Origin of the sequence: Nocardioides cavernae (genome assembly GCF_016907475.1) — a bacterium.
Classification (GTDB): domain Bacteria; phylum Actinomycetota; class Actinomycetes; order Propionibacteriales; family Nocardioidaceae; genus Nocardioides; species Nocardioides cavernae.
Genome location: NZ_JAFBCA010000001.1, coordinates 577,740 through 591,213 on the forward strand (window position 1 = coordinate 577,740; position 13,474 = coordinate 591,213).

At 73.5% G+C, this 13,474-nt stretch carries 10 protein-coding genes, 1 tRNA gene and 1 pseudogene; 4 read left to right on the forward strand and 8 right to left on the reverse strand.

Features of this window, described 5'->3' with window-relative positions; all coding sequences use genetic code 11:
• Positions 1 to 32 precede the first annotated feature (32 nt).
• The 8 genes and pseudogenes from JOD65_RS02755 to selD form a co-directional block, all read right to left on the reverse strand.
• Positions 33 to 1,253, reverse strand: a complete 1,221-nt coding sequence (locus JOD65_RS02755) for a M15 family metallopeptidase (protein WP_191193859.1) — start codon at positions 1,251 to 1,253, stop codon at positions 33 to 35.
• Positions 1,254 to 1,262: 9 nt separating this feature from the next.
• Entirely contained in the window at positions 1,263 to 2,651 is a 1,389-nt protein-coding gene (locus tag JOD65_RS02760) for an MFS transporter (RefSeq protein ID WP_191193858.1), read from the reverse strand.
• A 16-nt stretch (positions 2,652 to 2,667) separates the two neighbouring features.
• On the reverse strand, positions 2,668 to 3,231 hold the full coding sequence (locus JOD65_RS02765; protein ID WP_191193857.1) for a TetR/AcrR family transcriptional regulator: 564 nt from the start codon (positions 3,229 to 3,231) through the stop codon (positions 2,668 to 2,670).
• A 51-nt stretch (positions 3,232 to 3,282) separates the two neighbouring features.
• Positions 3,283 to 4,326, reverse strand: a complete 1,044-nt coding sequence (gene nrfD / locus JOD65_RS02770) for an NrfD/PsrC family molybdoenzyme membrane anchor subunit (RefSeq protein WP_204810915.1) — start codon at positions 4,324 to 4,326, stop codon at positions 3,283 to 3,285.
• On the reverse strand, positions 4,323 to 5,234 hold the full coding sequence (locus tag JOD65_RS23005; RefSeq protein WP_307820893.1) for a 4Fe-4S dicluster domain-containing protein: 912 nt from the start codon (positions 5,232 to 5,234) through the stop codon (positions 4,323 to 4,325). Before JOD65_RS23005 ends, nrfD begins: the two co-directional genes overlap by 4 nt.
• Positions 5,231 to 8,020 (reverse strand): annotated as a pseudogene (fdh, locus tag JOD65_RS02780) (formate dehydrogenase); the annotation flags it as partial. The pseudogene fdh and the gene JOD65_RS23005, both read right to left, overlap by 4 nt.
• Positions 8,021 to 8,032: 12 nt before the next feature.
• A complete protein-coding gene (locus JOD65_RS24235; protein ID WP_191193856.1) occupies positions 8,033 to 8,602 on the reverse strand; it encodes a molybdopterin-binding domain-containing protein in 570 nt (189 codons plus the stop codon).
• An 82-nt stretch (positions 8,603 to 8,684) separates the two neighbouring features.
• Positions 8,685 to 9,707 (reverse strand): selenide, water dikinase SelD, encoded by a 1,023-nt coding sequence (gene selD / locus JOD65_RS02790; protein WP_191193855.1) that lies wholly within the window; start codon positions 9,705 to 9,707, stop codon positions 8,685 to 8,687.
• Positions 9,708 to 9,792: 85 nt separating this feature from the next.
• On the opposite strand from selD, the gene JOD65_RS02795 reads away from it, so the two are divergent.
• From JOD65_RS02795 to JOD65_RS02810, 4 genes are all read left to right on the forward strand, one after another.
• A complete protein-coding gene (locus tag JOD65_RS02795) occupies positions 9,793 to 10,218 on the forward strand; it encodes a rhodanese-like domain-containing protein (protein ID WP_191193854.1) in 426 nt (141 codons plus the stop codon).
• 10 nt (positions 10,219 to 10,228) lie between these two features.
• A tRNA-Sec gene (locus tag JOD65_RS02800) sits at positions 10,229 to 10,323 on the forward strand.
• Positions 10,324 to 10,367: 44 nt separating this feature from the next.
• Entirely contained in the window at positions 10,368 to 11,708 is a 1,341-nt protein-coding gene (gene selA / locus JOD65_RS02805) for an L-seryl-tRNA(Sec) selenium transferase (protein WP_191193853.1), read from the forward strand.
• Positions 11,708 to 13,471 (forward strand): selenocysteine-specific translation elongation factor, encoded by a 1,764-nt coding sequence (locus tag JOD65_RS02810; protein ID WP_191193852.1) that lies wholly within the window; start codon positions 11,708 to 11,710, stop codon positions 13,469 to 13,471. The genes selA and JOD65_RS02810 overlap by 1 nt, the downstream gene beginning before the upstream one ends.
• Positions 13,472 to 13,474: the final 3 nt, after the last annotated feature.

The following is a 13,474-nucleotide window of genomic DNA, read 5'->3' on the forward strand; positions in this document are numbered from 1 at the left end:
ACAAGCGGGAGACTCGGGTGCAAGGGTCGGAGTCAGCCGGCCCGCTTCACCTCGGCCAGCTCGAAGTGCATGGGGTCGGTCCAGCGCCAGTCGCCGCCCCAGGCGAAGCCCCAGGTCTTGAAGATCGCGACCACGTCACGGTTGATCTCGCCGACCGTGCCGCGCTGGTTGCCGCGGGTGTTGATGTCGAGGGCGAGGCCGAAGGAGTGGTTGGACAGCGTGGTCGTGTCGGCGATGAAGCGCGGGTAGTAGCAGCCGGCGTACTGGCCGGGGTCGATCGCGTCGGACAGCCCACGCTGCTGCACCTCGAGCAGCGCCGCGCGCAGCTGCGGGAAGAGGTCCTTGTGGCAGGTGACGCTGCCGAGGATCGGCACCACCTCGGTGCGGATGTTGGCCGACACCCACGCCGGGTCGGGCGCGATGCGGCCGCCGCCGAGGACGCGGTAGCGGAAGGTCCCGACGACGCTGCCGAGGGTGCCACCGGTCGGGACCGCGGTCAGCTTCGCGTCGGGGTCGAGGCCGATGCGGGAGGCGACGTCGAGCATCTGCACCGACGCGTCCTTGCCGACGAGCCGCTCGAGCGGCTTGCGGATGCTCGCCGGCGTCTTGCGGTCGGTGGAGATCAGCAGCCCGTTGTCGGTGGCCATCTCGATGTCCTCGGCCCACGCGGTGTTGACCACCATGTCGATGGTCGGCACCTGCGGGGTGTACGCACCCACGTGCAGCTCCGGTGCGTCGTCCTCGGGCCCGAGCCGGATCATCCCCGCCGTGTCGGCCAGCCGCTTGGCCACGGTGCGGTCGATGGCCAGCTCACCGCCGGCGACACGGTCCCACGCCTCCTGGAAGTCGGCGACCTGCGCCTGGGTGAAGTTGCGGTAGCGGCCCGGGTCGACCGAGGCGACGGTGAGCACCCGGTTCTCCAGGCTGACCTGGCCCAGACCGATGCGCTCGGTGTGGGCCACGCCCTCCAGGGCCTCGATCTTCTCGAGCAGCTCGTCGTCGATCGCCTTGTCCCACTGCACGAGGATGTCGGCGCTCCACAGCCGCCCGTCGCGCTCGCCGGGCGGGTCGACCGCGTGGGCGGGGTCGGCCACGGGGACCGTCGAGGCAGGCTCGGTCGGCTCGGCGGTCGGTTCGGTGGTCGAGTCCGGCGCCGGGTCCGGCTCCTCGCGCGCGGCCGGTTCGCTGCACGCGGCGAGCAGCACGAGCAGGACGGCTGTCGCCGCCACCCCCGCCCCTCGTCGTACGCGCACGACCCGACCCTAGGCAGTCGGTGTCTGGACGCGGCTGGGGATCGTGAACCACGAGATCAGCCCGCCCACGGCGAGGAGCGCCGCGCAGGCGATCATCGCGGTGGCGTACGCCGAGTCGAACGCCGCCGCGTCGCGGTAGTCGTCACCCGCGAGGCCGACCGCCGTGGGCAGCGCCGCGACCGCGAGCAGGGAGCCGGCACGGGCGACGGCGTTGTTGATGCCGCTGGCGATGCCGGCCTCCTCGTCGGGTGCGGCGGCCAGGACGGTCGCGGTGAGCGGGGCGACCATGAGTGCGAGGCCGAGGCCGAAGACGGTGAGCCCCGGTGCGACGTCGCGCCACCACGAGACGTCGGGCCCGACCCGCAGCAGCCACAGCGTGCCGACCGCCATCACCAGCGGGCCGAACGTCATCGGGATCCGCGGTCCGATCCGCTCGCCGAGGGCGCCGCCGCGCGAGGCGAGGAGGAGCATGCAGATGGTGATCGGAAGGGTGGCCAGCCCGGCCTCGAGCGCGTTGTAGCCACTGACGGTCTGCAGCTGCAGCACGAGGAAGAACAGGATGGCGCCGAGCGCGGCGTAGACGAGGAGCGTCATCAGGTTCGCCGCGCTGAAGGTGCGGTCGTGGAAGAGGCCGAGCGGCACCATCGGCCCGCGTGAGCGGCGCTCGACCACCACGAACGCGATCGCCGAGACCAGCGCCCCGCCGGCCGCCCACAGCGTCACCGGCCCCCCGGCATCGGTGAGCGCCCAGGTGAGGCAGGCGAGCGAGAGCGAGGCGAGCGCGGCCCCTGGGATGTCGAAGCGCCCCTGCGCACGTGGGTCGCGCGTCTCGGGCACCCACTGCTGCGCCAGCCACACCGTCAGGACCGCGAGCGGGAGGTTGATCAGGAAGATCCACCGCCACGACGCGTGGTCGACGAGCAGCCCACCCACCAGCGGGCCGAGCGCCGCGGCGATGCCGCCGAGGCCCGACCAGGCACCGATGGCCCGGCTCCGGTCCTCCGAGCGGAACGCTCCCTGGATCATCGCCAGGCTGCCGGGCGTGAGGAGGGCGCCGCCGATGCCCTGCAGCACCCGGGCCGCGATCAGCACCTCGGCGTTGGGCGCCAGCCCGCACAGCAGGGACGCCAGGGCGAACCAGATCGTGCCGATGACGAAGACCCGCCGCCGGCCGAGCCGGTCGCCGAGCGACCCCCCGATCAGGATGAGCGACGCCATCGAGAGGAAGTAGCCGTTGGTGATCCACTGCAGCTGCGCCAGGGATGCGTCGAGGTCGGCGCCGATCGACCTCAGCGCCACGTTGACCACCGTGCCGTCCAGCAGCGTCAGCCCCGAACCGAGCGTGGCCGCAGCCACGATCCCCCGCGCGGTCGGCGTACCCCAGACGACTCCGCTCACGCGCCCACCCTAGGGCTCAGCCGCGCAGGACCTGACCGGCCAGCCAGGCGATGTCGGCGCCCGTCCGCTCGGGCGACCCGGACGGCTGCATGACATGGCTCAGCACGACGCGCACGACCATGTCGATGGCCGGGTCGAGGTGCTCGGCGTCGATTCCGGGGGTGTACGGCGCCACGCGGGCGCTGATGACCTCCTTGGCCGCGCCGAGCAGCGAGCCGGCGTTGGTCGTCAGCAGGGGCAGCAGCTCGGTGTCGGCGCCGTGGGTCGCGCTGACGACGGCGTGCAGCAGCTTGTTGGCGCTGGCGTAGGTCAGCACGTCGGTGACCGCGCGCTCGATGGCGCGGGTGAGGTCGTCGGGCTCGGTGTCGAAGGCCCGCTCGACGACCTGCAGGAAGCGCGCCAGCTCCTCGAGGATCATCGTCTCGGCGAGTGCCGGCTTGGAGCCGACCTCGTTGTAGACGGTCTGCCGGCTCACCCCGGCCGCGTCGGCGAGCCGACCCATCGTCACCGCCGCCCAGCCCGACGAGGTCGTCATCTCCACGGCCGCGGCGACGATGCGCTCGCGGGTCGTGGTCGGCATGCCGGAAGTCTCGCAGGTCAGGTGCGGTCGACGTCCCGGCCGGCCGGCACCTCAGCCCTGGTAGCGCACCTGTTCGCCGCGCTCGACCCGCTCGCGCTGCGGCACCACCGTGTACTTCGGGTCGTTGGCCGAGGCCAGCCCGGCCTCGTAGACACCCAGTCGGGTGCAGAGCGAGCCGGCCATCAACGCCGTGCCCGAGACGACGGAGAGCAGTCGGCTGCGGCCGCCGAGGAGGGCGCCCGCGGCACCGGCGGCGGTGAGCACCTTGCTGGCGCGGATCAGCGTGCCGGCCTTCCCGGTGTGCAGCGTCTCGGCGGACAGGCCCATCGACGACTCCATCCGGTGGGCCATCAGCAGCTCGACGGCGGCACCACCCACCGCGAAGGCGCGGGCAGGTCCGGCCTCGGCGACGGGGGCAGTGGCCATCGCCCACCCGCCCGACGCCGCAGCGGCGGACCCGCAGAAGACGAACGGGAGCTCCTCGTAGGCCGAGTGCCACGCCGGGGTCGCGGTGTCGGAGAGCAGCACCGCGGTGTACGCGGCCAACGGCGGGGCGGTCACGGCCCCGACCAGGCCGGCCGGACGTCCGAGCCGCAGCAGCAGGCGCACCGGCCCGCGCTGCCAGCGGGCGGGCAGCATGCCCACCAGCTCGGCCGCGGAGGCCAGTCCGGCGAAGGGTGCGTGCAGGGACAGGATCCAGGTGCCGACCGACATCGGCGAGGTCAGCTTGACCACGCGCAGCATGTTGAGGAAGCGGCTGGGCTTGCCGAGGTCGTGGACCAGGGCGACGACGCTGAGCAGCAGCGCGACGAGCGAGCCGATCCGGCCCGCACGCCGCAACCCCGGTCGGTCGGTCAGGTCGGCGCCGCCCGCGAGGAGCGAGGACCCGGCGGCGACCCCGCCGGTGAAGAGGTAGTAGGCGATGTCGCGCTCCCACGGGGCGGCCTTGACGATCGGTCGGCCGTAGTAGGAGGTGAAGTCGGCCTCGGGCACCATCACCCGGTCGCCGCCGCGGGAGCTGCCCCGCGAGCGGCCGGGGCTGCCGCCGTGCTGGACCTCGGCACCGGACCCGCGGCCGCCCGTCGGCTCGCTCACGGCCGCCTCCTCACGAAGGACAGGGCCGCGCCGATCAGCAGCGCGGTGCCCGCCATCCCGGCCCGGGTGAACATCCGCGGCAGGTCCTTGGTCGTCACGACGGGGTCGGGCGGCAGGCCGTAGACCTCCGGCTCGTCGAGCAGCAGGAACATCGCCCCGGTGCCGCCGACACCGTCCTCGGGGTCGTTGCCGTAGAGCCGGGCGTCCATCACCCCACGCTCGTGGAGCAGCTCCACCCGCGCGTTGGCGCGCTCGCGCAGCTCCTCGACGTCGCCGTACTGGATGGACTCGGTCGGGCACGCCGCCGCGCAGGCGGGACGCTGGCCGTCGGTGAGCCGGTCGTAGCAGAGCGTGCACTTCTGGGCGATGCCCACCTTGGGGTCGCCCTCCGGCCCACGGCGGCGGTCGATCACGCCGTAGGGGCAGGCGGCGACGCAGTAGCCGCACCCGTTGCAGATGTCGTCCTGCACCACCACGGTGCCGAACTCGCTGCGGAACAGCGAACCCGTCGGGCACACGTCGAGGCAGGCGGCGTGCGTGCAGTGCTTGCACACGTCGGACGACATCAGCCACTGGAAGTCGGGCTTGTCGTCCTCGTCCACGTCGCTCACCGGCGCGCCGACCGACGGCATCCCCAGGTCGACGGCCGGCTTGGACGCAGGCCGCTCGATGAAGGCGACGTGCCGCCACTGGTTGGCGTTGAGCGAGTGGCTGTTGTCGTAGGACGTGCCGAGCATCTCGAAGGCGTTCTCCGGGACGTCGTTCCACTCCTTGCACGCCACCTCGCACGCCTTGCAGCCGATGCAGACGCTGGTGTCGGTGAAGAAGCCCTTGCGCTTGGGCGCGTCGGTGTAGCCGGCGTCGGCCGCCGGGTCGAGCGGTCCGAAGAGACTCTTGCGGCCGATCACTGGCCCTCCTGGTCGTCGTCGCTGGTCTCGGCAGCCGCGAGCGACCGCGCCTGGGCGTCTGCTGACGCGGTGACGATCCTGGGGTGGACGTCGTCGACGATCCCGGCCCGTCGGGCGTAGTCGGTGACGAGCTCGCGCAGCGCGGCACCGGTGGGCCGACGCCCCGGACGTACGTCGCAGGTGCCGACCTTGCTCTCCTGGATGAGGACGTTGGGGTCGAGCGAGATGCCGAACAGGTCGTTGGCCGAGTCGCCGGTGACGAGGCCACCGCCGCCCCAGTGGTAGGGCATCCACACCTGATGGACAGTACGACCCTCGATCCTCAGCGGCCGCAGCCGCTCGGTCACCAGCACCCGGCCCTCGACGGCCGAGCGGGCGGTCACGACGTGGCACCACCCCATGTGCTCGAGGCCCCGCTCCTGCGCCAGCGCCGGGGACACCTCGACGAACATCTCGGGCTGGAGCTCGGCGAGGTGCTCGAGGTAGCGGCTCATGCCGCCGGCCGTGTGGTGCTCGGTGAGCCGGCTGGTGGTGAAGACGAACGGGAAGACGTCGCTGTGCTCCTCCGGGGGCGCCGGGTTCAGCTGGTTGTCGTTGCGGTCGTACGCCTTGCGCGTCGGGTTGGCCTGCTGCCCGTAGAGCGGGTTGCGGAACGGCGACTCGACCGGCTCGTAGTGGGTGGGCATCGGACCGTCGATGAGGCCCTGCGGCACGTAGAGCGCACCCTTCCCGTCACCCTGCATGATGAACGGGTCGACGCCCTCGATGGCCTCGACGCCCTCGGATCCCTCGGGCGCCCGGTAGGACGGCGGCTTGGTCCTCTCGAAGTCGGGGACGTCCTGCCCGGTCCACTCCCCCGCCTCGCCCTTCTCGGGGTCCCACCAGACGTAGGCCTTGCGCTCGCTCCACGGCTTGCCGTCGGGGTCGGCCGAGGCGCGGTTGTAGAGGATGCGGCGGTTCAACGGCCACGCCCAGCCCCAATCGGGGGCGACGAACGACTGGTCGTGGCGCGACGTGCGGCGGTTGGCCTGGTTGACGCCGTCGGCGAAGACGCCGGTGTAGATCCAGCATCCGCCGGCCGTCGAGCCGTCGGCCTTCATCTCCATGAAGGTCGACAGCGGGCGACCGGTCGCGACCTCGTAGCCGTTGATCTCCTTCAGCACCGCCTCGGCGCTGGGCTCGCCCCAGGCCCGCGCACCCTCGGTGCCGAGCACGCCCTCGTCGTGGACGGGGTAGTCCCACGCCAGGTCGAGCACGGGGCGGTCGCGGTCGTCGGTGGAGCCGGCCAGGCGCTCACGCACCATCCGGCCCAGGTGGTAGAAGAACCACAGCTCCGAGCGGCAGTCGCCCGGCGGGTCGACCGCCTTCTCGCGCCACTGGAGCATCCGCTGGGTCTGGGTGAACGTGCCCTCCTTCTCGGCGTACGACGCCGCCGGGAAGAGGAACACCTCCGTGCCGCACTCCTCCGGCACGATCTCGCCGGTCGCGACCTCGGGTGAGTCCTTCCAGAACGACGCGCTCTCGATCTCGAAGAGGTCGCGCACGACGAGCCAGTCGAGGTTGGCCATGCCGAGCCGCTGGGCCCTGCCGTGGGCCGAGCCGACGGCGGGGTTCTGGCCGAGCAGGAAGTAGCCGGACACCTTGCCGTCGATCATGTCGAGCACGGTGCGGTAGGTGCCGTGGTCGCCGGTGATCCTGGGCAGGTAGTCGAAGCAGAAGTCGTTGTCGGCCGTCGCCGCGTCGCCCCAGTAGGCCTTCAGAAGGCTCACCGTGTAGGCGTCGGCCTTGGACCAGAAGCCCTTGCTGCCGGGGTGGCGGATGCTGTCGACGTAGTCGGTCAGCGTCGGGTGCTGGTCGGGGTTGGGCATCGGCAGGTAGCCCGGGAGGATGTTGAACAGGGTGGGGATGTCGGTCGAGCCCTGGATGCTCGCGTGGCCGCGCAGCGCCATCACCCCGCCGCCGGGGCGACCCATGTTGCCGAGCAGGAGCTGCAGGATCGCGCCGGTGCGGATGTACTGCACGCCGACGCTGTGCTGGGTCCAGCCGACGCTGTAGACCAGCGCCGTGGTGCGCTCGCGTCCGGAGTTCTCCGTCCACGCCCGGCACACCTCGAGGAAGTCGGCCTGGCTGACGCCGCAGGTCTGCTCCACCACCTCGGGCGTGTAGCGGGCGAAGTGGCGGCGGAGCACCTGGTAGACGCAGCGCGGGTGCTGCAGGGTCTCGTCACGCCGCGGCTTGCCCTCCACCTGCATGCCGTGGGCCTCGTGCTGCAGGCCCGCCGCGGAGTCGCGCTGCTCCTGGGTCTCCTCGGAGTCGTCGGCCTGCGCCTTGCTCTGCTGGCCCGGGCCGTCCTCGACGTCGTACTGCCAGCTGGTGGGGTCGTAGGTGCGCTTCTCGGGGTCGAAGCCACTGAAGAGCCCGTCGAGGTCGTCGGTGTCCTCGAACCTGTCGCTGACGAGCGTCGCGGCGTTGGTGTAGTTGACGACGTAGTCGCGGAAGTCGAGGCCGTTCTCCAGGACGTGGCTGATGATGCCGCCGAGGAACGCGATGTCGCTGCCGACGCGGATCGGGACGTGCTTGTCCGCGACCGCGCTGGTGCGGGTGAACCGCGGGTCGACGTGGATCACCTTGGCGCCACGCTGCTGGGCCTCCACCACCCACTGGAAGCCCACCGGGTGGGCCTCGGCCATGTTGGAGCCCTGGATGATGATGCAGTCCGCGTTGGCCAGGTCAGCCGTGAAGCCGGTGGCGCCGCCGCGTCCGAAGCTGGTCCCCAGACCGGGGACGGTGGCGGAGTGTCAAATACGCGCCTGGTTCTCGATCTGGATGGCGCCCATCGCGGTGAAGAGCTTCTTGATGAGGTAGTTCTCCTCGTTGTCGAGCGTCGCCCCACCCAGGCTGGCGATGCCCATGGTGCGGCGCACCCGACGGTCCTTCTCGTCGAGCTCCTGCCACGCGTCGCGCCGCGACTTCACCACCCGGTCGGCCACCATCTCCATGGCGGTCGTGAGGTCGAGCTCCTCCCACTCGGTGCCGTGGGGGCGGCGGTACTTGACCGTGGTCTCGCGCAGGGCGCTCGTGACGAGGTTCTTGCTGGCCGAGCCCTTGGGGCACAGCCTGCCGCGGTTGACCGGGCTGTCGGGGTCGCCCTCGATCTGCACGATCTTCTCGTCCTTGACGAAGATCTTCTGCCCGCACCCGACGGCGCAGTAGGGGCAGACGCTGCGGGCGACGCGGTCGGCGGTCGAGGTGCGCGGCTCGACCTCGTCGGTGCGGCGCGAGCGCACGGCCTTTCCACGGCCGAGGAGGTCGCCACTCGTCAGCTGGCGGAGCACGGGCCACGGGAGGAGCGACCTCGACTCCGCCATGCCGTCACCTCCACCGTGTGTGCTGGCTCGTGACCCTACGGACGGCGTACGACGTCCGTCCACCACCAGAGGGGTGCGTTTGTCAGCGGACGACGATCGCGTGGTCGCCGGCCGCCACGACCTCGCCGACGACCGGGTGTCCGGGCAGCTCACCGACCACCAGGAGACCGCCCGACGTCTGGGCGTCGGCGAGCAGCACGAGCTCGTCCTCGTCGACGGAGGCGTCGAGGTGCGGCCGCACCCAGTCGAGGTTGCGGCGGCTGCCGCCCGGCACGAAGCCGTCGGCCAGCGACGTGCGCGCGCCGTCGACGTAAGGCACCGCCGCCGCGTCGATCACCGCCGTCGTGCCGCTCGCGCGCATCATCTTCATCAGGTGGCCGAGCAGGCCGAAGCCGGTGACGTCGGTCGCCGCGCGGAGCCCGGCGTCGACGGCCGCGCGGCTGGCGTCGCGGTTGAGCTCGGTCATCACCGCGACCGCCGCCTCGAACCACTCGCCGGTCGCCTTGTGGCGGTTGTTGAGCACGCCGAGGCCGAGCGGCTTGGTCAGCGTCAGCGGCATCCCGACCTGCGCCGCGTCGTTGCGCAGCAGCTTGTCGGGGTCCGCGAGGCCGGTGACGGCGAGGCCGTACTTCGGCTCGGGGTCGTCGATGCTGTGCCCGCCGGCGAGGAACGCCCCCGCCTCGGTGCACGCGTCGTCTCCGCCGCGCAGCACCTCGGCGGCCACGTCGAAGGGGATCCGGTCGCGCGGCCACCCGAGCAGGTTGACCGCGACCACCGGGGTGCCGCCCATCGCCCACACGTCCGACATCGCATTCGTGGCGGCGATACGCCCGAAGGCGTAGGCGTCGTCGACGACCGGGGTGAAGAAGTCGGCGGTGGCGATCACGGCGCGGCCGGTGCCGTCGGGGGCGGGATCGATGCGCACGGCGGCTGCGTCGTCGCCGTGGTCGAGACCGACCAGCAGGTCGCCCGAGGCACGGCCGCGTCCGAGCCCGCTCAATACGCGTTCGAGCTCACCGGGCGGCACCTTGCACGCGCACCCACCACCTGCGGCGTACTGGGTGAGGCGGATCGCCTGATCGGTCGTGCTCGCGCGCGTGGTCACCCGCCCAATGTAGGCACCCGGCCGGGCGTCCCTCCTCACCCCGTTGCCCGTGGCGGCGCAGGCGACGCGCGCCTAGTGTCGAGACATGTACAGCGACGGCTCCGCGATCGCCCGCTTGCTGGCCGAGTGCCAGCGGGCGCTCGACAGGGTCGAGCCCGCGGACCTCGAGGCCGTCGCCGCGGGTGGGGCCCTCGTCATCGACATGCGGCCGGTGCAGCAGCGCCTCCGCGACGGCGAGCTGCCGGGCGCTCTCGTCGTCGACCGCAACGTCCTCGAGTGGCGCCTCGACCCGACCAGCCCGCACCGCCTGGCCGTCTCCGACGACCCCGACCGGCGCATCGTCCTGGTCTGCAACGAGGGCTACAGCTCCAGCCTCGCGGCCCACACCCTGCAGCAGCTGGGCCTGCGGCGGGCGACCGACCTGGCGGGCGGCTTCACCGCGTGGTCGGCGTACGTCGCGGAGGTGCAGGCGGACGTGATCGCCACCGAGAGACGTGTCGCCAGGCACTAGGCTGGCTCGCGGAGGCGGTTCTCGTCTGGTGACGGACGCGGTCCTCAAAACCGTTGCGACCCAGCAGCTGGGTCGGGCGGGTTCGATTCCCGTCCGCCTCCGCCAGTCGTGAGCCACCCGTGAGCCGGGGCGTCGGACGAGGAGGGTGGGTGCCAGATCCGCGCCGGGCCACGCCCCGCACCGACCACGTCCTCGCCGACGAGCGCCTGCAGGCGGCCGCGACCCGGCTGGGACCGGTCCTGGTCAAGCACGCGGTCACCGCAGCGCTGGAGCGGTGCCGGGCCGGCGAGCTCGGCCCGGCGGCGGTCGCCGACGCCGCGGTCGCGGCGCTCCCGGCCTCCGCCACCACGCTCCGGCGGGTGGTCAACGCGACCGGGGTGGTGGTCCACACCAACCTGGGCCGAGCACCCCTGTCCGGCGCCGCCGTCGAGGCCATCCGGACGGCGGCCGGGGCCACCGACGTCGAGCTGGACCTCGCGACCGGGCAGCGCGGACGACGGGGCCGCGGCGCGCTGGAGGCCCTGGCCGCCGCCGTGCCCGACGCCGGCGCGGTCCACGTCGTCAACAACGGCGCGGCCGCCCTCGCCCTCGTCACGCGGGTGCTGGCGCGCGGTGACGACGGGCGCGACACCGTGGTCATCGCCCGCGGCGAGCTCGTCGAGATCGGCGACGGCTTCCGCATCCCCGAGCTGATGGAGTCCGTGGGCGCCCGGCTGCGCGAGGTCGGCACGACCAACCGGGTGCACCTCGCCGACTACGCCTCGGCGGTCGACGACTCGACCGCGTTCGTGCTCAAGGTCCACCCCTCCAACTTCGCCGTCACCGGCTTCACCTCCTCGGTGCCGGCCCATGAGCTCGCCGGCCTCGAGCACTCCGGGCGACGGGTCCCGCTCGTGGTCGACATCGGCTCCGGGCTGCTCGAGCAGCACCCGCGCCTGCCCGACGAACCCGACGCCGGGCGGGCCCTCCGCGAGGGCGCCGACCTCGTCACCGCCTCCGGCGACAAGCTCCTCGGCGGCCCGCAGGCCGGGCTGCTGCTCGGCGAGGCCGGCCTGGTCGAGCGGCTGCGGCGCGACCCCTTCGCCCGAGCCCTGCGCGTGGACAAGCTCACCCTGGCTGCCCTCGAGGCGACCCTCGTCGGACCCGTGCCCCCGGTGCGGGCCGCCCTCGGTCGGTCGGTCGACGACCTCCGGACGCGGGCGCGCGCGATCGTCGCGGCGTGGCCCGCCGACCTGGTCGCGGCGCTCGGGGCCGAGGTCGTCGACTCCGCGGGCGCCGTCGGCGGCGGCGGCGCACCCGGCGTGGAGCTGGCGAGCGCGGCCGTCTCGCTGCCCGAGCACCTCGCCGCACCGCTGCGCGACGGCGAGCCGCCGGTGCTGGGTCGCACGGTGCGCGGCCGGCTGCTGCTCGACCTGCTGGCGGTCGACCCCGCCGAGGACGACGCCATCGCCGACGCCGTACGCCGCGCCGCGGGGGCGGGCCGGGCCTGATGCACGTCGTCGCGACCGCGGGTCACGTCGACCACGGGAAGTCCACCCTGGTGCGCGCCCTCACCGGCACCGACCCCGACAGGCTCGAGGAGGAGCGGCGACGCGGGCTGACGATCGAGCTCGGCTACGCCTGGACGTCGTGGCCCGGCCTGGGCGACCTCGATCAGGTGGCGTTCGTCGACGTCCCGGGCCACGAGCGGTTCCTCACCACCATGCTCGCCGGCATCGGCCCGGTGCCGGCGGCCCTGCTGGTCGTCGCGGCCGACGACCCGTGGATGCCGCAGGCGGCAGAGCACCTCGCCGCACTCGACGCCCTCGGCGTCGCCCACGGGGTCGTCGCCGTCACGCGCAGCGACCTCGCCGACCCCGGGCCCACCGTGGCGCGGGCGACGGCCGAGGTGGCCCGCACCAGCCTGGCCGGTGCACCGGTCGTCGCCGTCAGCGGCCGCACGGGCGCCGGGCTCGACGACCTCCGCTCCGCCCTCGCCGACATGCTCGCCGCGCTGCCACCACCCGATCCGGACGCCGACGTACGCCTCTGGGTGGACCGACGCTTCACCGTCCGGGGTGCGGGCACCGTGGTCACCGGCACGCTGCCAGCCGGCACCGTCCGGGTCGGCGACACCCTCGCCGACGGTGACCGGCTGGTGCGCGTCCGCGGGCTGCAGGCGCTCGGGCAGGACACCGACGCGGTGAGCGGCACCGCCCGTGTCGCGCTCAACCTCACCGGCGACGTCGACGGGATCGCGCGCCAGACGGTGCTGACCACGCCCGACGCGTGGCACCGCACCGAGGTGGTCGACGTACGACTCCGACCGGGGCCCGGCGCCGGTCCTCCGCTCGCCCCGCAGCTGCACGTCGGGGCCGCGGACGTCGCGGCGCGGCACCGCCCGCTCGGCGACCCGCGCGGCGGCATCGCCCGGCTCACGCTCGAACGCGCCCTGCCGCTGCGGGTGGGCGACCGGATGCTGCTGCGGGACCCGGGTGACCGCCGGATCTGGCGCGTCGACGTCCTCGACCCCGACCCACCGCGACTGCGGCGACGGGGTGCGGCCGAGCGGCGTGCCGCGCAGCTCGCGGGGGCCGACGGCACCCCGCGCCTGGCCGACGAGCTCGCCCGCCGCGGGCTCGCGCACCGAGACCGGTTGCGCCGCATCGGTGTGCCCGTGACGTCCGGCGACCACCTCGAGGCCGGCCCTTGGGTGGTGAGCCCGGCCCTCGTCGGGGCGCTGACGGAGCGCCTGGTGCCCCTCGTCGAGGAGCACGCCCGCTCCCACCCGCTCGACCCCGACGTGCCGCTGGCCGTGCTGGCCGACCGGCTCCGCCTGCCGAGCCCGGACCTCGTCTTGCCACTGGTCCGCCCGCCGCTGCAGGTCGTGGGCGGGCGGGTGCGATCGCCCGGGGCGGGCCTCCCGACGGCCGTGACTGCCGCCGTCGACGTCGTACGTCGTGAGCTGGAGGCCGCGCCGTTCGCCGCTCCCACCGCGGACCGGCTGCGCGAGCTCGGCCTCGACGACCGCTCCCTCGGTGCGGCCGAGCGCGCCGGCCTGCTGTGGCGCGTCGCCCCGGGACTCGTCCTGCTGCCGGGGGCGGCGGAGGAGGCGGCGGCCCGCCTGGCCCTGCTCGAGCAGCCCTTCACCACCAGCGCGGCCCGTCAGGACCTCGGCACCTCGCGCCGGGTGGTGCTGCCGCTGCTCGACCGGCTCGACCGGGCCGGGCTCACCCGGCGCCTCGCCGACGACCGGCGCGAGGTCGTGCGCTGAGGC